Source organism: Streptomyces sp. NPDC028305 (genome assembly GCF_055569495.1).
The window spans coordinates 1-21,812 of the sequence record NZ_JBVHTN010000017.1 but is presented as its reverse complement, the minus strand read 5'-3'; the positions used below and the strand labels follow the sequence as shown (position 1 = coordinate 21,812).

Genomic DNA, 21,812 nt, shown 5'->3' with positions numbered 1-21,812 from the left:
AATGAGAATAAGGAGAGCTAATGCACGCAAGAAGCCCCTATCCACCCCAGCCTGCGCTCTCCCTCAGCCACTGGTCGACGTGGCGGGCGGTGTCGCCCGCGTACTCCTCCAGCATGGTGAAGTGGTCGCCCGCGACGTCCATGACCGTGTGCGGCACTCCCCAGGCGGGGGGCGACTGTTCGCCGTCCCGGCCCCGGATGAAGAGGGTGGGGGTTTCGATGCGGGGCGGTGTCCAACCGGAGAAGATCCGGAAGTAGCCGCCCATCGCGGTGAGCCGGGTGTAGTCCACCTCGACGAATTCGGTGACCCGATTGAAGATTTCGCTGGTCAGCGCGGAGGCGACGGGTGCGATCCCCTCGTCGGGCAGATACGCGTCCATGGCCACGGCCGCCTCGGGCAACACTCCCAGGCCCTCCAGGTGGCTGGTGACGCAGTAGGTGAGCCAGCCGCCCGCGGAATGCCCGGCGAGGGCGAAGGGCGCGCCGTCGGTGAAGCGCACGACGGCTTCGGCGAGCACACGGGTCACCGCGTCGACGTCGGCCGGCAGGGGCTCGCCCTCGAGGAAGCCGGGCGCGGGCGCGTACCAGACGTCGCGCACCCCCTGGAGCGCGGCGGCGAAGCGCGAGTACTGGTACGCGCTGGAGATCGCGGCCACGGTGGGGAGGCAGATCAGCATGGGCTGGGAGGGTTCGGCTGTTTCGCCTCGCGGCGTGGTGTCCGGTGCCGTGGCGTGGGCGAGCCGGACGAACGTCGGCGCTGTCTCGGCTGACGTGGCGCCGAAGGCGGGTCGGAAGACCGAGGCGGCGGACAGCAGTTGCATCGCTTCGTGGATGCGTCCGGTGTCATGCCCCACCCAGAACAGGGACTCGACGGTGGCCGCCGAAGGCCCTTCGCGATGGACCGGGCCGTACGCGCGGCCCGCCGCGGGCTGCTCCCGATGCTCCCCGGTGTCGTCGGCCTCGGCTGCCAGTTGCTCCGCCATGTGGCGCGCCAGGGCGGCGGGGCTGGGGTGGTCGAAGACCAGGGTGGTGGCGAGGCGCAGGCCGGTGGCCGCGGCGAGCCGGTTGCGGAGTTCCACCGCGGTGAGGGAGTCGAAGCCCAGTTCGCGGAACTCGCCTTCGGCGTCGACCGTCTCGGCGGCGCCGTGGCCGAGGACGGCGGCGGCCTGGGTGCGTACCAGCTCCAGGAGGGCGCCGGTGCGCTCGGCGGGGCCGGGCAGCCCGGCGAGGCGCGCCCGGAGTGCGGCGGGTGCCTCGGCGGCGGTGGCTCCGGCGGCGTCGGCGGCGGCCGCCGCCCGGCGGGCGGGCACCCGGACCAGGCCGCGCAGAATGGGGGGCAGCGCGCCCGCCGCGGCCTGTGCGCGCAGGGCCCGGAAGTCCAGCGGAGTGGCCAGCAGTACGGCCTCGTCGACCGTGCCGGCGGTGTCCAGGAGGGCGAGCCCCTGTTCGTCCGTCAGCGGTGCCAGGCCGCCCCGGGCCATCCTGGCCCGGTCGGTGGCGCCGAGGCCCTCGGTCATACCGCTTGCCTGGGCCCACATTCCCCAGGCCAGGGACTGACCCGGCAGGCCCAGGGCGCGGCGGTGGCGCATCAGCGCGTCGAGGAAGGCGTTGGCGGCGGTGTAGTTGCCCTGCCCGGGGCTGCCGAAACTGGCCGCGGCGGAGGAGAAGACGACGAAGGCGTCGAGTGCGGCGGCGCGGGTCAGCTCGTGCAGGTTCAGCGCGCCGATCGCCTTCGGCCCCAGTACGGCGTCCACGCGCTGTGGCGTCAGCGAGGTCAGGATGCCGTCGTCGACCACGCCCGCCAGGTGGATCACCGCGCTGAGCGGATGCCGGGCGGGAATGCCGCTCAGCAGCCCGGCCACCGCATGACGGTCCGCCATGTCGCAGGCCCGGACGGTGGCATCATCGGCGCCCAGCCGGGCCAGGTCGGCCAGCAGCTCGGGGACTCCGTCCGCGTCCGGTCCACGGCGGCCGGTCAGCAGCAGGTGGCGTACGCCATGGGCCGTCACGAGGTGCCGGGCGAGCAGCCTCCCCAGGACGCCGGTGCCGCCGGTGATCAGCACCGTGCCGTCGGGGTCCCAGGTGCGCTGGGCGATGGCGACGGTGTCGACGTCGGCGTCGGCGGGTGTCGGCGCGTCTTCGTGGTCCGTGGGCGATGTGGTGACGGCGACGCGGGCCACGCGGGGCAGGTGGACCGTGCCGTCGCGGAGCGCGATCTGCGGTTCGCCGGTCAGCAGGGCCTCGGGCAGGGTCCGCTGGGATTCGGGCCGCCCGTCGGTGTCGGCCAGCACGAAACGGTCGGGGTGCTCGCTCTGCGCAGAGCGGACCAGCCCCCACACCGGCGCGTACGCCAGGTCGGCCACGGTATCGGTCCGTGTCGCGGCGACGGCGCCGTGTGTGACAAGGGTCAGGCGGCAGTCCGCGAAGCGCTCGTCGCCGAGCCAGCTCAGCAGCAACTCCAGCACGCCGTTGGTGGCCTGCCGCAGCGCGGTCGCGGTCCCGGCGGTCCCGGCAGTCGCGGTGGTGGCGGCGGTGGCGGCGGTCGAGGGGGTCGGGTCGTGGCGGTCACCGGGCAGGTCCTGCCGACCGGCGTCCTGCTCCCGGCAGGAGATCACCACCATGTCCGGGGCCGGACCGCCCAGGGGCACGGCCTCACCCAGCGCGGCCAGGTGGGGATAGGCCCGCCACGCGGCCCCGGCCGCGTCCAGCGCCCCCGCCAGGCCCGGCACCTCGGGCCCGACGAGGGCCCATCGGCACTGCCTGGCCGACGCGGCGGGGGCGGCCTGCCTCGGCGTCCACTCCAGGCGGAACAGCGCCTCGTGGTACGCGGTGCCCACCGCGCGCAGCCGCTCGGCGGTGATCGGCCGGAAGGCCAGCGACCGCGCCTGGGCCACGAGCCGTCCCGAGCCGTCGGTGGCCCGCAGCGCGATGGTGTCCTGCGCCACCGCTGTCAGCCGGACCCGCAGCGTGGAGGCGCCCGCGACGCCCACTGTCACCCCGCCCCAGGAGAACGGCAGTCGGCCGCGTTCCTCGGCGCCCGGCCCGGGCGTGGTGTCGAGGCCGAGCGCGACGGGGTGCAGCGCCGCGTCGAGCAGCGCGGGGTGCAGGGCGTACCGTACGGCGTCGGCCGCCTGCTCCTCGTCCAGCCCGACCTCGGCGAACAGCTCGTCCCCGCGCCGCCAGGCGGCCCGCAGCCCTTGGAAAGCGGGGCCATAGCCGAGACCGACACCTGCCAGATCGGCGTACCAGGTGGTCAGGTCCACGGGTGTGGCGTCCGGTGGCGGCCATGCCTCGGCGGCCTCTCGCTCCGTCACTTCGTGCTCCGCTGGCGCCGCCGGTCCGCCGAGCGGATCGCCGCCGCGGGTCAGCACTCCGGTGGCGTGGCAGGTCCAGGCGGTGTCCGCGGCCGGGCGCGGGCCGTCGTCGAGGCGGGAGGAGAGGGTGAAGGGACGCCGGTCGGCCGCGTCCGGCACACCGAGCAGGAGCTGAAGGACCACCGAACCACGTTCCGGCAGCACCAGGGGAATCTGGAGGGCCAGTTCCTCCACGCGGTCGTAGCCGGCCTCGTCGCCCGCGCGGAAGGCCAGTTCCAGGATCGCGGTGCCCGGGAGCAGCACGGTGTCGAAGATGACGTGATCGGCCAGCCAGGGGTGGGTACGCAGCGAGAGCCGTCCGGTGAACAGCAGCTCCTGGGAGCCGGCCAGTTCCACGGCGGAGCCGAGGAGCGGGTGGTCCGCGGGGGCCAGACCGGCAGCCGACAGGTCCGCCGCCCTCTCATGGGTCCTGGGCCAGTAGCGGCGTCGGTCGAAGGCGTAGGTCGGCAGCTCGACGCGGCGTCGTCCGTCGGCCCCGGCCGGGCGCGGGCCGATGACCGCCGACCAGTCGACGGCCACGCCGTGGACATGGATCCGGGCGAGGGCGGTGAGCAGGGTGTGGGCCTCGGGCCGGTCCGGACGCAGCGCCGGTGCCGACACGATCCGGCCGCCGTCGGCCACCGGCCCGCCGACCGGTACGACGGCAGCCGTCTCCGCGGACACTGCGGCGGCCGCCTCGGTCGGCTCTGTGGCCGGGTCGTCGTCGAGGCGGTCGTGGGCGAGGGCGGACAGCGTGCCGTCCGGGCCCAGTTCCAGGAAGGTGCTCGCGCCGTTCGCCCGCAGCCACGCCAGTCCGTCGCCGAAGCGCACGGCGTGGCGGACGTGTCGCACCCAGTACTCGGGGTCCGTCAGCTCGCCGGGACGGGCGAGTTCTCCGGTCAGGTTCGACACCATTCCGATGGCTGGTTCCGCGTACGTCAGCGAGGCGGCGACCTGGCGGAACTCGTCCAGCATCGGCTCCATCAGCGGGGAGTGGAAGGCGTGGCCGACTCGCAGCCGCCGGGTCTTGCGGCCCCGCGCGGCGAAGGCGGCAGCCACCTCGTCGACGGCGCTCCGCTCGCCCGAGACCACCACCGCGCCGGGTCCGTTCACCGCGGCCACCGACACCTGCGCCTCGCGTCCGGCCAGGGCCTCTGTCACCTCGCCCTCGGTGGCCCGCAGCGCCACCATCGCCCCGCCGGGCGGCAGTTGCTGCATGAGCCGACCGCGCGCGGCCACCAGCAGCGCGGCGTCAGGCAGGGTCAGGACCCCGGCCACATGCGCGGCGGCCAGCTCGCCGAGGGAGTGGCCGACCAGGAAGTCGGGGCGCACGCCGAAGGACTCCAGCAGCCGGAACAGCGCCACTTCGACCGCGAACAGGGCCGGCTGGGCGTAGCGGGTGCGGTCCAGCAGGGCGGCCTCGTCCGTGCCGGGGGCGGCGAACAGCAGCGCGCGCAGCGGCCGGTCCAGGTGGCCGTCCAGCTCGGTGAGCACCGCGTCCAGCGCCCGCGCGTACGCCGGGAACGCGGCGGCCAGCTCGCGGCCCATGCCCACGCGCTGGGTGCCCTGGCCCGCGAAGAGCATCGCGAGCCCGCCGTCGGATCCGGAGCCTGATCCGGGTGGCGGCGAGCCGGTCACCAGGCCGGGGGCGAGGTCACCGGCGGCGAGCGCGGCCAGGCCGCGTACGAGCTCCTCGCGGTCCTCGGCCACGATCACGGCGCGGCGCTCGAACACCGCCCGCTCGGTGGCCAGGGCGCGGGCCACGTCCACGAGTCCGGCGTGGTCGGCGTCGCCCGCCGTGAACTCCCCTAGCCGCCGGGCCTGGCCGCGCAGGGCGCTCTCGGTGCGGGCCGAGATCACCCAGGGCACAGCCGGGGGTGGGATTTCTCCCGGACGCTCGTCCACCGCCACCGCCACCGCCACCGCCGCCACGTCTTCGAGCGCGGGTTCGTCGGGGGCTTGTTCCAGGATGACGTGGGCGTTGGTGCCGCTGACCCCGAAAGAGGAGATCCCCGCGCGCCGCGGGTGTCCGTTGCACGGCCATGGCACCGGCGCGCTCAGCAGCCGCACCCGGCCCGATGACCAGTCCACGTGCGGCGAGGGGGCGTCGGCGTACCGGCTCGCCGGCAGGAGGTCGTGCTGGAGCGCCAGCACCATCTTGATCACACCGGCGACGCCCGCCGCCGCCTGCGTGTGCCCGATGTTCGACTTCACCGACCCGAGCCACAAGGGGCTGTCGGCAGGGCGGTCCCGACCGTACGTGGCGAGGATCGCCTGCGCCTCGATCGGGTCGCCGAGCGTCGTCCCGGTGCCGTGCCCTTCCACCGCGTCGATGTCGGTGGCGGCGATCCCGGCGTTGGCGAGGGCCTGGCGGATCACCCGCTGCTGCGCGGGGCCGTTGGGCGCGGTGAGCCCGTTGCTCGCCCCGTCCTGGTTCATCGCGCTGCCGCGTACGACCGCGAGCACCCGGTGTCCGTGACGCCGCGCGTCGGACAGGCGCTCCAGCAGCACCACGCCGACACCCTCGGACCAGCCGACGCCGTCGGCCTCGGCCGCGTAGGCCTTGCACCGGCCATCGGCCGCGAGCCCACGCTGGCGGGAGAACTCCACGAAGGCGGCCGGTGTGGACATCACCGTCGCCCCGCCAGCCAGGGCCAGCGAACACTCCCCCGAACGCAGCGACTGAGATGCCAGATGCATAGCCACCAACGACGACGAACACGCCGTGTCCACCGTCACCGCGGGCCCCTCGAAACCGAAGGTGTACGCGAGCCTTCCCGACAGCACGCTGCCGGAGACCCCGGTCAGCGCATAGCCTTCGAGCTCGGGTCCGCCTCGGCGCACCACGTCGGTGTAGTCCTGGAGCGCGAGCCCGGCGAACACCCCGGTGCGGCTGCCGCGCAGCGACGTCGGGTCGATGCCCGCCCGTTCCAGTGCCTCCCAGGAGGTCTCCAGCAGCAGGCGCTGCTGCGGGTCCATGGCCAGGGCCTCGCGGGGGCTGATGCCGAAGAACCCGGCGTCGAAGTCCGCCGCGTCGTAGAGGAAGCCGCCCGCTCGCGCGTACGAGGTACCGGGGCGCTCCGGATCCGGGTCGTAGAGCGTTTCCACGTCCCAGCCCCGGTCTGCCGGGAACTCCGCGATGGCGTCCTTGCCCTGGGCCAGCAGCTCCCAGAACTCCTCCGCCGAGCGGACCCCGCCGGGGAAGCGGCACGCCATGCCCACCACGGCGATCGGCTCGTCCGTCGCCACCGCCTCGCGGGCCGGCGCGGCGCCCGACCCGGCCGCCGCCGCGCCGTCGAACAGCAGCTCCCACACGCCAAGGGCGAGTGCGGTGGAGTTGGGGTGATCGAAGACGGCCGTGGTGGGCAGTGGCAGACCGGTGGCGATGTTCAGCCGGTTGCGCAGCTCCACGGCGGTCAGCGAGTCGAAGCCCAGCTCGCGGAAGGCGCGCTCGGGCGGCACGGCCGCCGGGCCGTCGTGCCCGAGCACGGCGGCCGCGTGCGTACGGACCAACTCGAGCAGCGCTCGCCGCTGCCGGGCGGGGTCCAGGCCGGCCAGCCGCGCGCGCAGCGTGTCGGCGGGCTCGCCACCGCCGTCTCCCCGGGCGAGCTGCCAGGCCTCGCGCGCCTCGGGGATCTCGCGGAACACCGGGTCCAGCCGGTCGGCGGCCTCGGTCTCCACCAGGCGCCGCCAGTCGATGTCGGCGGCGGTCAGGCAGGTCTCGCCGTGGTCCAGTGCCTGCTTCAGCGCTTCCAGGGCGAGCCGCGGGTCCATGGCCGTCACGCCACGGCGACGCCAGGACGATGCTTGGCTCCCGGCGGGCCCGGTCTCCTCGTCGCCGTCCGCGGCCCAGGCGCCGCACGCCATCGCGAGCCCCGGCAGTCCCAGGACGCGTCGATGGTGCGTCAGCGCTGCCACCTCGGCGCACATATCGTGTCCCACGGCCCCCAGGTGTGGGGCGGCCGGTGAGAACACCACGAAGGCCGACAGGTCGGCGTCGCGCGTGAGCTCGTGCAGATGCCACGCCGTCGCGATGCCGTCGTCCCCCTGCGCCGTGTGTACGACGGCACGCAGGGGGAGCTCGTCCGGGATGCCGGTCAGCAGGTCGGCCAGGGCTGAGCGATCGGCCGGGTCGCACTCCGCCACCGTCACCCTGGGCCCCATCGCGGAGAGTTCGTCCGCGATGCCGAACCCGTCACCGTGTTCGTCGAGGAGCAGCAGGTGTTCCGCGCCATTGGCGGCCAGCCAACGTGCCGTGTGAGCGCCCGGCCCGTCCGTACCGCCGCTGATCAGTACGGTGCCCTGGGGCCGCCACTCCCGCTCCGCGACCGCCCCGGCCAACGGAGCCCGCGCCCACCGGCGTACGAACACCCCCGACGCGCGCACCGCGCATTCGCGCTCGTTGCCGTGGAGGACGCCGATGAGCCCGTCGACGGTCCTGCGATCCGGCACATCCGACACGTCCGGGCCATCCGTCTCGTCCGGCACATCGACCAGCCCACCCCACAGCCCTGGAGCCTCTAGCCCCACCCTCCGGGCCGTGTCCCACACTCGTGCCTGTGCCCGGGACGCCGGGGCGTCGTCGCCGCCGAGCGACACCGCGCCGCTCGTCACACACCACAGCCGGGCCCCCGCGCCCCATCCGCCCAGATCATCGAGATCGCCCAGTGCCTGTGCCACAGCCGGCAGCAGCGACACCGTCATCTCGTCGTCCGCGATCAGCACCAGCCCCTTCACCTCGGGCTCCGTGTCCGACTCGCCCCGCAGCCGGTCGACCAGGGCCGTGTGGCCGTCCGGACCCGGCTCCGCGGGGACGCGTACGACGCGGGCACCGGCCCGCTCCAGCCCCTCGACGAGGGCCCGCCGCGATCCGTCCGGGGCCACCACCAGCCAACGCCCCGTGAACGACTCCGTGCCACCGGCCCCGGCCGGTCGCCACACCTCCCGGTAGCGCAAGCCGTCCACCGTCTCGCGATCGCGGCACCCCTGCCGCCACGCCTCCAGGGCCGACACCAGGGCCGCCAGCGACGCCCCCTCGCCGACCCCCAGCAGCCCGCCCACGCCCGCGACATCGCCCCGCCGCACCGCTGCCCACAACGGCTCGTCAGCGCCCTGGGCCACGTCACCGCCCACCGCGCCTCCGGGCGCGGGCTCCAGCCAGAACCGGTTCCGTTCGAAGGCGTAGGTGGGCAGGTCGACGCCGCCTCGCCGGCCGGCTCCCGGCCCCACGGCCGGGGACCAGTCCACCGCACCGCCACTGACGAAGAGCCGCGCGAGGGACGTCAGGAAGCGGCTCAGCCCTCCTTCGTCACGCCGCAGCGTGCCCAGCACGAGGGTGTCCGTGGCGCCCAGCGCGTCAAGGGTCTCCTGCACACCGACCGAGACGGCCGGGTGCGGGCCGGACTCGATGAAGACCGTGTGGCCGTCCTCGACGAGCGCGCGGGTGGCGTCCTGGAAACGCACCATTTGGCGCAGATTGCGGTACCAGTACTCGGCGTCGAGCTCGGAGCCGTCCACCCGTTCGCCGGTGACGGTGGAGTAGAGGGGGATGTCGCCGGTGCGGGGGCGGATGGGGGCGAGCAGGGTGAGCAGACGCTCGTGGATGGCCTCGACCTGCGGGGAGTGGGAGGCCCAGTCGACTTTGAGCCTGCGCGCCCGTACGCCGTCCGCGGTCAGCTCCGCCAGCAGCGCGTCCACGGCCTCGGGGGTCCCGGAGACCACGGCGGAGGCCGCGCCGTTGACGGCCGCGACGCACAGCCGCTCGCCCCATGGCGCCAGGCGCGGCTCGAGTTCCGGGGCGGACATGCCGACGGAGAGCATCGCGCCGCTCCCGGCCAACTCGGACAGCACCTGGCTGCGCAGCGCGACGATCCGCGCGGCGTCCTCCAGCGACAGCGCGCCCGCGACGTACGCGGCGGCGATCTCGCCCTGGGAGTGGCCGGCCACCGCGGCGGGCCGCACACCGTACGACCGCCACAGCGCCGCCAGCGACACCATGACCGCGAAGAGCACGGGCTGGACGACGTCCACCCGGTCCAGCGGCGGGGCGTCCGGCTCGCTTCGCACCACGTCGAGCAGGGACCATTCCACGTGGGGAGCGAGCGCTTCGGCGCAGGCCGTCATCTGTTCGGCGAAGACGGGGGCGGTGTCCAGGAGCTCGGCGGCCATGCCGTCCCATTGGGTGCCCTGGCCGCCGAACAGCATCGCGACCCTGCCGTGGGCGGCCGAACCGGGCTGCCCCTCGACCAGTCCGGCAGCCGGATCGCCGGTGGCCAGCGCTTCCAGTGCGCGTACGAGTTCTTCGCGGTCCTCGGCCACGATCACGGCGCGGCGCTCGAACACCGCCCGCTCGGCCACCAGGGCATGGGCGACATCGGTGAGTCCAGCGCCTTGGTCCGCGATGAACTCCCGCAGCCGCCGGGCCTGCCCCCGCAGCGCCCCTTCCGAACGCGCCGAGACGACACACGGCACCACCGGCGGCTCCGCCGTGAACTCGCCCTCCGCCACGGCCTCGTCCGGCGCCTGTTCCAGGATGACGTGCGCGTTGGTCCCACTGACACCGAAGGACGAGACACCCGCCCGGCGCGGACGCCCGTCCCTCGGCCACGGCACCGCCTCGCTCAGCAACCGCACCTGTCCCGCCGTCCAATCGACATGAGGCGTGGGTGTGTTCGCGTGCAGGCTCGGTGGCAGCGTCTCGTGTTCCAGTGCCAGCACCATCTTGATCACACCGGCCACCCCGGCCGCCGCCTGCGTATGACCGATATTCGACTTCACCGACCCCAGCCACAACGGCCGGTCCTCCGCACGATCCTGGCCGTACGTGGACAGCAGTGCCTGCGCCTCGATCGGATCACCCAGCGTCGTCCCCGTCCCGTGCCCCTCCACCGCGTCAATCTCCGCGGTCACCAAGCCTGCCGCGGCGAGCGCCTGCCGGATCACCCGCTGCTGCGACGGACCATTCGGCGCAGTCAGACCATTGCTCGCCCCATCCTGATTCACCGCACTGCCCCGCACCACCGCCAACACCCGATGCCCCAACCGCCGCGCATCCGAGAGCCGTTCGACCAGCACCATGCCGACGCCCTCGGACCAGCCCACGCCGTCAGCCTCCGTGGCGTAGGGCTTGCACCTGCCGTCCGTCGCGAGCCCACGCTGACGGGAGAACTCCACAAACACCCCGGGCGTCGACATCACCGTCACCCCACCCGCCAACGCCAGCGAACACTCCCCCGAACGCAACGACTGACACGCCAGATGCAACGCCACCAACGACGACGAACACGCCGTGTCCACCGTCACCGCAGGCCCCTCGAAACCAAAGGAGTACGAGAGCCGACCCGACAGCGCGCTGCCGGAGACCCCGGTGAGCGCATAGCCTTCGAGGTCCTCACCGGCGCGTCGCAGCAGGTCCGCGTAGTCCTGCTGGGCGATGCCCGCGAAGACACCGGTGCTGCTGCCCCGCAGGCCGGCGGGGTCGATACCAGCCTTCTCGAACGTCTCCCATGACGTCTCCAGCAGCAACCGCTGCTGGGGATCCATGGCCAGCGCCTCACGCGGGCTGATGCCGAAGAACCCGGCGTCGAAGTCCGTCGCGTCGTAGAGGAAGCCGCCCGCTCGCGCGTACGAGGTGCCGGGGCGCTCCGGATCCGGGTCGTAGAGCGATTCCACGTCCCAGCCCCGGTCCATCGGAAAGCCCGCGATCGCGTCCTTGCCCTGGGCCAGCAGCTCCCAGAACTCCTCCGCCGAGCGGACCCCGCCGGGGAAGCGGCACGCCATGCCCACCACGGCGATCGGCTCGTCCGTCGCCGTGGGCCGCGGGTCGGCCGGGGACGGGACACCGGCCTGTCCGGGGGCGCCGAACAGCTGCTCCCATGTGTGGTGGGCGAGCGCGGCCGGGTGGGGGTAGTCGAACACCGCGGTGGCGGGCAGCCTCAGGCCGGTGGCGGCGTTGAGCCGGTTGCGCAGCTCCACGGCGGTCAGCGAGTCGAAGCCCAGCTCGCGGAAGGCGCGCTCGGGCGGCACGGCCGCCGGGCCGACGTGGCCAAGGACGGTGGCGGCGTGCGTACGGACCAACTCGCCCAACACGCGGGTCTGCTCGTCCACCGGCAGCCCGGCCAGCCGAGCCCGCAGCGTCCCTGCGGCTTCGGCCGTGCCGCGGCCCGAGGCCTCCCATGCCGCCCGGGCTTCGGGGATGTCGCCGATCAGGGGGTCGAGACCGGTGGCGGGGGCGTGGTCGACGAAGGTCCGCCAGTCGATGTCCGCGATGGTCAGGCAGGTCTCGTCGTGCTCCAGGGCCTGCCCGAGCGCCGTCAGGGCCAGCTGGGGGTCCATGGCCGCCATGCCGTGTCGGCGCAGCCGCCCGGCGTCCGAGGCGGCGTCCGCCATCCCGTCTCCGGCCCAGGCCCCCCACGCCACGGAGAGCCCCGGCAGCCCGAGGCCGCGCCGATGCCGGATCAGCGCGTCCACCTCGGCGTTCGCCGCGGCGTAGCCGCCCTGCCCCGCCGAGCCGAACGTCGCCGCCACGGAGGAGAACACCACGAAGGCCGCCAAGTCGGCGCCGCGCGTCAACTCGTGCAGTTGCCACGCCCCGACCGCCTTGGCCTGCCGCGCCGCCTCCAGCCGCTCCGGGGTCAGCGTCGCGAGCACGGCGTCGTCCAGCGCGCCCGCCGCGTGCACCACCGCCGTCAGCGGGGCGTCCTCCGCCACCCCGGCCAGGACTTCCGTCAGCGCGGCGCGGTCGGCCACATCGCACGCCGCCACGGTCACCTGAGCGCCCAGTCCGGTCAGCTCGTCCCGGAGCTCGGCGGCGCCTTCGGCCGCCTCGCCGCGCCGGCTGAGCAGCAGCAGATGTACGGGGCCACGGCCGGCCAGCCACCGGGCCACATGCGCGCCCAGCCCGCCCGTACCGCCCGTGATCAGTACGGTGCCGTGGGGCCGCCACTCGGGCCCCGGCTCCGCCCCGGAGTGCGGGGCCCGCTCCAACCGCCGTACGAACACCCCGGACGCCCGCACCGCGCACTCCCGCTCGGGCCCCGCCAGCAACCGCACCACGCTCCGCGCCGCCCGCGGGTCCATCGGCCCCGGGACGTCGACCAGTCCGCCCCACACTTCGGGAGCCTCGATGGCGGCCACCCGGCCCAGCCCCCACACCTGTCCCAGCCCGGGCCGGGACAGCTCGTCCCCGCCGCCCACCGACACGGCGCCGTGGGTCACACACCACAACCGAGCCGCCACCTCCAGATCGCCCAGGGCCTGGAGCCACGTCAGGAGCAGCGCCCCCGCGCTCCGGCCGCCGTCGCCCGCCAACAGCAACACCACACCGTCCACCTCGGGCTCGGGGCCCAGGTCGGCCCGTAACCGCTCCACCAGCGCCTCGCGCGCCACACCTTCCTCGACGGCGTGGCGGGCCGCCCGGGCCCCGGACCGCTCCAACTCCTCCACGACGGGCGATCCGTCCACCCCGTCGGCGGCCACCACCAGCCAGCGCCCCGTTGGCGCCCCCGGGCCGCCGTCGCCGACCGGGCGCCACACCTCCCGATAGCGCCACCCGTCCAGGACGCCACGGTCGCGGCATCCCCGCCACCAAGCCCCCAACGCGGGCACCAGTGTTCCCAGGCAGGCCCCCTCGTCCACGCCCAACAGCGCACCCACGCGCGGAACATCCCCCCGTTCCACCGCCTCCCACAGCGGCCCCTCGACACCGCCCGCCCTGGATCCACGAGCCTTGCTCCCCTCCAGCCAGTACCGCTTCCGGTCGAAGGCGTACGTCGGCAGCTCCACCCCGCTGCGCACGCCGATCGCCCACCCCATGGCGCGTGGCCAGTCGACCTCCACCCCGGAGACGAAGAGCCGCGCGAGGGCGGCGAGAAAGGTCTGGCTCTCGCCGCGGTCGGGGCGCAGGGCCGGGACCATGACGGGTTCTTCGGCGTCGGTGGCGGGCTCGTCCGTGGCGAAGGCGTCCTGGCCCAGACCACACAGTGTCCCGTCGGGCCCGAGCTCCAGGAAGGTGCGTACGCCCTGGTCCCGCAGCCACGCCACCCCGTCACCGAAACGCACGGCCTCGCGGGCGTGTCGCACCCAGTACCCCGGCGTGCCGAACTCCTCTGCGGGCAGCGGGGCGCCCGTCGCATTCGAGACGACCGGGATGCGCGCGGGGTGGTAGGTCACGCGCTCCGCGTCCTGGCGGAACTCCTCCAGCATCTCGTCCATGAGCGACGAGTGGAAGGCGTGGCTCACCTTCAGCCGGCGTGTGCGGCAGTCGCGCTCAGCGCACCGCCGGGCCAGCTCCCGCACCGCGTCCCCGTCCCCGGACAACACCACCGACCGCGGGCCGTTCACCGCGGCCAGGTCCACCCGGGCAGCCCCTGGAGTGTCGGTTTCCGCCTCCGCCAGCAGCTGGCGAGCCTCCCGCTCCGAGATCTCCACCGCCACCATGGCCCCGCCCTCGGGGAGCGCCTGCATCAGCCGGCCCCGGGAGACGACCAGCCGCGCCGCGTCCGGCAGCGACAGCACGCCGGCCACATGCGCGGCCACCAGCTCTCCCACCGAGTGCCCCAGCAGAAACCGGGGCCTGATCCCCGAGGTCTCCGCCAGCCGGTACAGCGCGACTTCCAGCGCGAACAGCGCGGGCTGCGCGAACTCGGTGCGCGTGCACTGCTCGGAGGCGGACACGTCGTCCGTGAACAGCAGCTTCCGTACGTCAGGTCCGCCCGCTGTCGTGATTTCCGCGCATACGGCGTCGAACGCCGCGGCGAAGGCCGGAAACGCCGCGTACATCTCGCGACCCATGCCGACGCGCTGTGATCCCTGGCCCGTGAAGAGCACGGCCACCGTGGGCTCGTCGGTGTCGTGCCGCTCCGTCAGGCTCTCCACCAGTTGGGGTGCTGGCGCCCCGAGCGACAGTGCGTCCAGGCCGCGTACGAGTTCTTCGCGGTCCTCGGCCACGATTACGGCGCGGTGCTCGAACACCGCCCGCTCGGCCACCAGGGCGTGGGCGACATCGGTGAGTCCAGCGTCTTGGTCCGCGATGAACTCCCGCAGCCGCCGGGCCTGCCCCCGCAGCGCCCCTTCCGAACGCGCCGAGACAACACACGGCACCACCGGCGACGCCGCCGTGAACTCGCCCTCCGCCACGGCCTCGTCCGGCGCCTGTTCCAGGATGACGTGAGCGTTGGTGCCACTCACACCGAAGGACGAGACACCCGCCCGGCGCGGACGCCCGTCCCTCGGCCACGGCACCGCCTCGCTCAGCAACCGCACCCGCCCCGCCGACCAATCGACATGAGGCGTCGGATCCTCCGCGTGCAGGCTCGACGGCAGCAGACCGTTCCGGAGCGCCAGCACCATCTTGATCACACCGGCCACCCCGGCCGCCGCCTGCGTATGACCGATATTCGACTTCACCGACCCCAGCCACAACGGCCGGTCCTCCGCACGATCCTGGCCGTAGGTGGCCAGCAGCGCCTGAGCCTCGATCGGATCACCCAGCGTCGTCCCCGTCCCGTGCCCCTCCACCGCGTCAATCTCCGCAGTCACCAAGCCTGCCGCGGCGAGCGCCTGCCGGATCACCCGCTGCTGCGACGGACCATTCGGCGCAGTCAACCCATTACTCGCCCCATCCTGATTGACGGCACTACCCCGCACCACCGCCAACACCCGATGCCCCAACCGCCGCGCATCCGACAACCGCTCCACCAACAGCACGGCCACACCCTCGGACATGCCGACGCCATCCGCGGCGGCCGCGTACGGCTTGCACCTGCCGTCCGCAGCGAGCCCACGCTGACGGGAGAACTCCACAAACACCCCGGGCGTCGACATCACCGTCACCCCACCCGCCAACGCCAGCGAACACTCCCCCGAACGCAACGACTGACACGCCAAATGCAACGCCACCAACGACGACGAACACGCCGTGTCCACCGTCACCGCAGGCCCCTCAAAACCAAACGAGTACGACAGCCGACCCGACAGCACACCGCCCGCGTTGCCGTTGCCGACAAGGCCTTCGAGGTCGTCGGGGAGATCGAGCAGTCGTGTGGCATAGTCGTGGTACATCATTCCGGCGAAGACACCGGTGCGGCTCCCGCGCAGCGTGGCCGGGGCGATCCCGGCGCCCTCCAGCGCATCCCAAGAGGTTTCCAGCAGCAGCCGCTGCTGAGGATCCATGGCCAGCGCCTCACGCGGGCTGATACCGAAGAACTCGGCGTCGAAGTCTGCGGCGTCATGCAGAAATCCGCCGTGCCGGGTGTAGGAAGTTCCTGCACTGCCCTGGTCGGGATTCGGGTCGTACAGCGCCTCGACATCCCACCCCCGGTCCACCGGAAATCCCGAAATGGCGTCGCTGCCGGAGGCCAGCAACTCCCAGAATTCCCCGGGCGACCGCACACCGCCGGGAAAATGGCAGGCCATCCCCACCACGGCGATCGGCTCCTGCTCTCCCGACTCAATCTCCGCCAGGCGGCGGCGCACCTGGACGAGTTCTGCGGTCGCCAGCTTGAGGTAGTCCCGAAGCTTTTCCTCATTGGCCATTTACGGCATCTCCTCGAAATTCCTCAAGCCGTGAGTGATTTCCTCAGGGCAGGCAGGGCGCCAAGCGATCTTAGGGAATTCGTTATCGCTCGCTGCACCCCCTAGGCACCCCAGAATGCGCTGGCGACCGGCGGCCGTTCGCCGTAAGGAGTGAAGTCTGTCCCCGCTCTTCCTGAGCGTTGCAGGACTCTTCGCGGGAGGCGGTAACCATGGAATCGTCCCGGCACGCCAGACGCTTTCGCGGCCGACTGGTGCTGGTCACCGGCGCGGGCAGCGGGATCGGGCGGGCGACGGCGGGCGCCTTCGCCGCAGCGGGGGCGCGGGTGATCTGCGCGGACCGGAACGCCCGTACCGCCTCGGACGGCGCGGACCTGGCCAAAGGGCTCGGCGCCCACGACGCGTGGGCGGAGTGCGTCGACGTGGCCGACGCGGCGGCCATGGAGCGGCTCGCCGAGCGCGTCCTCGACGCGTACGGGGTCGTGGACATCCTGGTGAACAGCGCCGGGGTCGGCATGTCGGGCCGGTTCCTCGACACGTCCGTCGCGGACTGGCGGCGCACGCTGGACGTGAATCTGTGGGGTGTCATTCACGGTTGTCGGCTCTTCGGCCGGCAGATGGCGGACCGCGGGCAGGGCGGGCACATCGTGACGATCGCGTCGGCCGCGGCCTTCCAGCCCACGCGTGCGGTCCCGGCGTACGCGACGAGCAAGGCCGCGGTGGTGATGCTCACCGAGTGTCTGCGGGCCGAACTCGCGGAGTTCGGGGTGGGTGTGAGCGCGGTGTGTCCGGGCTTTGTGAACACGTCCTTCACCGCGGCGATGCACTTCGCGGGCGTGTCGGAGCGGGAGCAGGCGCGGCTGCGGGAGCGGGCCGTGCGGACGCTCGGTGGGCGTGGCTGTCCGCCGGAGAAGGTCGCCCGGGCGGTGTTGCGTGCCGTGGCCCGCGACACGCCCGTGGCGACCGTCACGCCGGACGCGCGTCTCGTACGTCTGATGGGCCGGTTCGCGCCGCCCCTGCGCCGTGCCGTGGCCCGGCTCGACCCACCCTCCTGACGACGGCCGCTACATGCCCGGTGGGGTTGGGGCGAGGGCCATTCCACCGGAGGCATCCACCAGCTGACCGGTGACCCAGCGGGCCTCGTCCGAGGCGAGGAGGGCGACGACGTCGGCGATGTCGGACGGCCGGCCGAGCCGGCGGAGTGCGGTCATGGCGCTCACGCCCTCGACCGCCCCGGGCATGTCGTGCAGCCAGGTGTTGGCCTCGGTGCCGTCGGTGATGCCCGGCGCGATGGTGTTGACGGTGATCCCACGCTGTCCCAGCTCATTGGCCAGCCTGGGCCCCATGATGTCGAGGGCGCCCTTGCTCATGGCGTAGGGAAGCAGCGGCCAGGCGATCCTGGTGACGGCGGAGGAGATGTTGATGATCCGTCCTCCGTCGCCGAGGAGCGGCAGGGACCGCTGGGTGACGAAGAACGCGCCCCGCACGTTGACGGCGAAGATGCGGTCGAACTCCGCCGGGGTGATCTCGGAAATGCCCGCCACATAGCCGTCCGACTGCATGGCGGCCGGGTCGTCCGGGTCGGCGTAAACGGCGGCGTTGTTCACCAGGATGTTCAGCGGCCGGCCGGCGAGCCCTGCTTCGAGTTCGCTGAAGAGCGTGTCGAGCGCGTCGTCGTCCGTGAGGTCAGCCCTGATGGGGAACGCCTGCCCCCCGGCCCGTTCGATCGCGGCGACCGTTTCCTCGGCGTCTGATTTCCGCTGCCCGTAATGCACGGCCACCAGCACACCATCGGCGGCGAGCCGTCGGGCGATGGCCGCGCCGATTCCCCTCGACGCCCCGGTCACCAGTGCGGTTTTTCCAGCTTTTTGGGTCATGGCGACGACCATCGCAACAGGGCACGCGGCACGGAACCCCCTGAAGACCCCGGAATTCCAACCGCGGCGCATCGGTGACGAGGACTCCACCGAAAGCCGAGCCACGCGCAGTACCCTGCCGGGTCGCCCTTCGCAATCCATCGGGAAAGAAATCCACCAGGAGATGAGTTCTGGATGACCAGTGTCAGTCGGGCTACGGCGGAACAGGGTCCGGACATCCCCGCGCGGCGCGCGCTGAGCGCCGCCAGGCGGGCGGAGGCCATCGCCTCCGCCACCCGCGCGGCCGCCACCGAGGTGGCCCATGTAGCGGCCGGGGCCGGGGTGGACAGCGCCGTGGCCGGGGCGGCGGGGGCTCTGGCGTCGGCCGCGGAAGCCGCAGAAGCCGCAGCCCGGACCGCCAGGGCCGCGGCCGGAGAAGCTGGCCGGGCGGCGTCGGCCGACGCCGCCACAGTGGCCGCCGCCCGCGCGGCCGAGGCGGCGGCCGCGGCGGCTGCCGCCGGTGCCCAGGCCGGTCCCGCCGCGGAAGCCGCCGCGCGGGCCCAGGCCGAGGCCGCCGCTAAGGCCGCCGAGGTCGCGAACGCCGTCGCGGAGCACAGCCGCCGGGCGGCGGCCGAGGCGGCGGTCATCGCCGATGCCGCGGCCCGCGCCGCCGAGGCGGCCCGAGCGGCTGCGGACGACGGTGCCGACGCCATGCCCGAAGCCCTGTCCGAAGCAGTGGCCGCGGCGGAAGCCGCCGAAGACGAGGCCATGAGGACGAACACCGACACCGCATGGCTGTGCCGACACCTGCCGGCCGAATGAACTGTGTTGGTGTGCTGCAAGAACTGTGCCGTATGAGGTGTTGAGCTGTGTTCTTGTGAGGTGTGCCGGATGAGACACCATGCCGCGTTCTGAGCGGCGACACGAATGACGGCGCCCGGTCTCGGTCGGGTGCCGTCACTCGTGTCGCCGCATCAGCTCAGTCTCGGCTGACCGCCTTGTCGATCAGCTCGAACATCTCGTCGTCCGTGGCCGACTGAAGGTCCGGCCCTGCACCGACACCGTCGTGGTCAGCGGCACGGTCGCTGCTCATCCTGCGGGCCAGGGACCGCAGGCGCTCCGCGAGGCCGCTGCGCGTGTCGTCGTCGAGCGCCGAGTCGGCGACGGCGGACTCCAGCCTGGCCAGCTCGGTCAGCGCCGCCATCGCCGTGGCCGCCGCCGAGGTCGGGGCGTCCTGGCAGAGCTGAGTACGCAGATGGTCGGCGAGGGCGGCGGGGGTGGGGTGATCGAAGACGGCGGTCGCGGGCAAGGGAAGGGCCGCGGCCGTTTGAAGGCGGTTGCGGAGTTCCACGGCGGCGAGAGAGTCGAAACCCAACTCGCGGAAGGCCGAGTCCGGCCGGACGGCGGCAGCCGTGTCATGCCCCAGTACGGCGGCGGTGTGGGCGCGGACGATCGTGAGAAGCGTGTCCCGCTGTTCGGCGGAGTCCTGGGCCGCGAGGCGGGTACGAAGGTCGGTGCCGTTCTCGGCCCCGGGCGTGCGGCGGCGGGCCGTGCGTGGCGGGGCGATCCTGGAGAGCAGGGGCGCGGGAGTCTCGACCGCACGCAGACCCCGCAGATCCAGACGGGCGGGTACCAGAGAAGGCCGGTCGCCCGCGAGGGCGGCGTCGAAGAGCGCGAGGGCGTCCTCCGTGGCGAGGGGGTCGAGCCCGGAGCGGGTGATACGGGCGCGGTCGGCGCCGTCGAGATGGCCGGTCATGCCGCTGCCCTTCTCCCACAGCCCCCACGCGAGCGACAGGGCCGGGAGTCCCTGTGCCCTGCGGTGGTCGGCGAGGGCGTCGAGGAAGGCGTTGGCGGCGGCGTAGTTGCCCTGCCCGGGTGCGCCGAGGACACCGGCGGCTGAGGAGAACAGGATGAAGGCGCCCGGCTGGGCGTGGCGGGTGAGCTCGTGCAAATGGAAGGCGGCATCGACTTTGGGCGCCAGCACGGCGTCCAGGTGTCGGGGGGTGAGGGAGGAGACGGTGGCGTCGTCCAGTACGCCCGCGGCGTGGACGACACCGGTCAGCGGGTGACTGCCGGGAATCCCTGCGATCAGGTCCGCGAGTGCGCCACGGTCGCCGGTGTCACAGGCGCGCATCGTCACCTCGCCGCCGAGGCCGGTCAGTTCCGCCCGCAGCTCGGCGGCGCCGGGCGCGTCGGGCCCGCGCCGGGACGCCAGCAGGAGGTGTCGTACTCCGTGATGGCTGACCAGATGGCGAGCGAGCACCGCGCCGAGCGTGCCGGTGCCGCCGGTGATCAGCACGGTGCCGTCGGGGTCGAACGTCGTGGACGCGTCGTCCTGGCCGGGTGCATCGGTGGAGGGGACGGATACGGGGGCGGCGGGAGCGGGTACGCGGGTCAACCGGGGGACGAGGAGTCGGTTCGTACGCACAGCGATCTGCGGCTCGCCACAGGCGAGCGCCGCCGAAACAGCGTTCGATGGCACCTCCCCGCCGTCCAAGCCCAGATCATGGTCGAGGTCGAGGTCGAGGTCGAGCAGGACGAAGCGGCCGGGATGCTCCGACTGCGCGGAGCGCACCAAGCCGCACACCGCCGCGCTCGCCAGGTCCGCCACGTCCTCCCCTGGTGTGGTGGCAACCGCACCACGGGTCACCACAACCAGCCGGGCCGAGGTCTGCCTCTCGTCCGCCAGCCACTCCTGGAGCAGCCCCAGGGTGCGGGTGGTGAGGGCCCGCACGTCGTCCGGCAGGGTGGTGGCGCGCGCGTCGCGGCGACCGCAGTCGACCACGACCGCGTCGGGCGCAGCGGCCCCCACTTCCAGCGCCGCGGCCAGGTCGGTGAGATTGGCGTAGCCGACCGCCGACGGCAGGAGGTCACAGGGCCCCACCGTGGCCATGCGTTGGGGGGTCGACGGCGACGTCGGCCCGGGGGCGGCCACCCACTCGACCGCGAAGAGCGAGTCGCGCTGCACCGCGCCGGAGGCCGCCGACAGCTCTTGCGTCGACACCGGGCGGACCGCGAGCGATGCGATCGAGGCCACCGGCCGCCCTTCGCCGTCGGCCACAGCGACCGACAGCGCGTGCCGACCCCGCTCCTCGCCGCCCAGGGAGAGGCGCACCCGCAGGGTCGACGCTCCGGACCCGGACACACTCACTCCGCTGAAGGAGAAGGGCAGGGCACCGTGCGGAAGCTCGTCGGCCGGGCGGAGGGCGGCGGAGTGCAGGGCGGCGTCCAGCAGAGCGGGGTGGAGGGCGAACCGGGAGGCGTCGTCGTCCGCCGGCTCAGGAAGGCACACCTCAGCGAAGATGTCCTCGCCACGCCGCCAGGCCGCCCGCAGCCCGCGGAACACCGGTCCGTACTCGAATCCCCGCGCCGCGTACCCGTCGTACAGGCCGTCCAGGTCTTCTTCCGTGAACGCGACGGCACCCGCTGGTGGCCAGGCTGCCCCCGCACCATCTTGCGGATCGACGAGCCGGGCGGCGTCATCCCGGTCGGCCGGTTCGGGACCGACCCGACCCGTGGCATGGCGCACCCACGCGCCGTCCTCATCTGTACTTTCGTGGCGGGAGGACACCGTCAGGCTTCGGCGACCCTCCTCGTCCGACGCCGCCACCCACACCTGCACCTGCACCGCCCCCTCCTTCGGGATGAACAGCGGTGCGTGGAGGGTGAGTTCCTCGACGCGAAGGCAGCCCACATGACGGCCCGCCTGAAGGGCGATCTCCAGGAACGCGGTCCCGGGGAGGATCACGGCGCCGGCGATGGTGTGATCGACGAGCCAAGGGTGGGTGGTCAGGGCGAGCCGACCGGTGAGTAGATAGCCCTCCCCTTCGGCCACTCCGATCGCGGCGCCGAGCAACGGGTGATGCGCCGGGTCCAGGCCGACTGCGGTGACGTCTCCTGTCTGGGTGGGGGTGTTGAGCCAGTAGCGCTGGTGTTGGAAGGGGTAGGTGGGGAGGTCGGTGTGGTTGGCGTTGTGGTGTTGCCAGGTGATGGGGTGGCCGGTGGTGTGGGCGTGGGCGAGGGAGTGGAGGTGTTGGTGGTGGTCGTCGTGGTTGCGGCGGAGGGTGCTGATG

At 73.3% G+C, this 21,812-nt stretch carries 4 protein-coding genes and 1 pseudogene; 2 read left to right on the top strand and 3 right to left on the bottom strand.

Features of this window, described 5'->3' with window-relative positions; genetic code table 11:
• Positions 1-37: 37 nt before the first annotated feature.
• Positions 38-15,850 (bottom strand): type I polyketide synthase, encoded by a 15,813-nt coding sequence (locus ACZ4WQ_RS46755; protein WP_468022900.1) that lies wholly within the window; start codon positions 15,848-15,850, stop codon positions 38-40.
• 251 nt (positions 15,851-16,101) lie between these two features.
• Between ACZ4WQ_RS46755 and ACZ4WQ_RS46750 the strand changes: the two are divergent.
• Positions 16,102-16,938 (top strand): annotated as a pseudogene (locus ACZ4WQ_RS46750) (SDR family NAD(P)-dependent oxidoreductase); the annotation flags it as partial.
• Between the two features lie 9 nt (positions 16,939-16,947).
• Here ACZ4WQ_RS46750 and ACZ4WQ_RS46745 read toward each other — a convergent pair.
• Positions 16,948-17,760: an SDR family oxidoreductase gene (locus ACZ4WQ_RS46745; RefSeq protein ID WP_311730785.1), complete on the bottom strand. Its 813-nt coding sequence runs from the start codon at positions 17,758-17,760 to the stop codon at positions 16,948-16,950.
• Between the two features lie 174 nt (positions 17,761-17,934).
• Here ACZ4WQ_RS46745 and ACZ4WQ_RS46740 point away from each other — a divergent pair, with 174 nt between their 5' ends.
• Positions 17,935-18,561: a hypothetical protein gene (locus ACZ4WQ_RS46740; RefSeq protein WP_311730786.1), complete on the top strand. Its 627-nt coding sequence runs from the start codon at positions 17,935-17,937 to the stop codon at positions 18,559-18,561.
• A 157-nt stretch (positions 18,562-18,718) separates the two neighbouring features.
• Here ACZ4WQ_RS46740 and ACZ4WQ_RS46735 read toward each other — a convergent pair.
• A partial coding sequence (locus ACZ4WQ_RS46735; protein ID WP_398377781.1) for a type I polyketide synthase occupies positions 18,719-21,812 on the bottom strand: 3,094 nt, incomplete at its 5' end.

What these genes read in the sequence shown, in the direction of transcription:
- ACZ4WQ_RS46745 (WP_311730785.1), bottom strand. Translation starts at nt 17,760, where the DNA reads ATGACCCAAAAAGCTGGAAAAACCGCACTGGTGACCGGGGCGTCGAGG.
- ACZ4WQ_RS46740 (WP_311730786.1), top strand. Translation starts at nt 17,935, where the DNA reads ATGACCAGTGTCAGTCGGGCTACGGCGGAACAGGGTCCGGACATCCCC.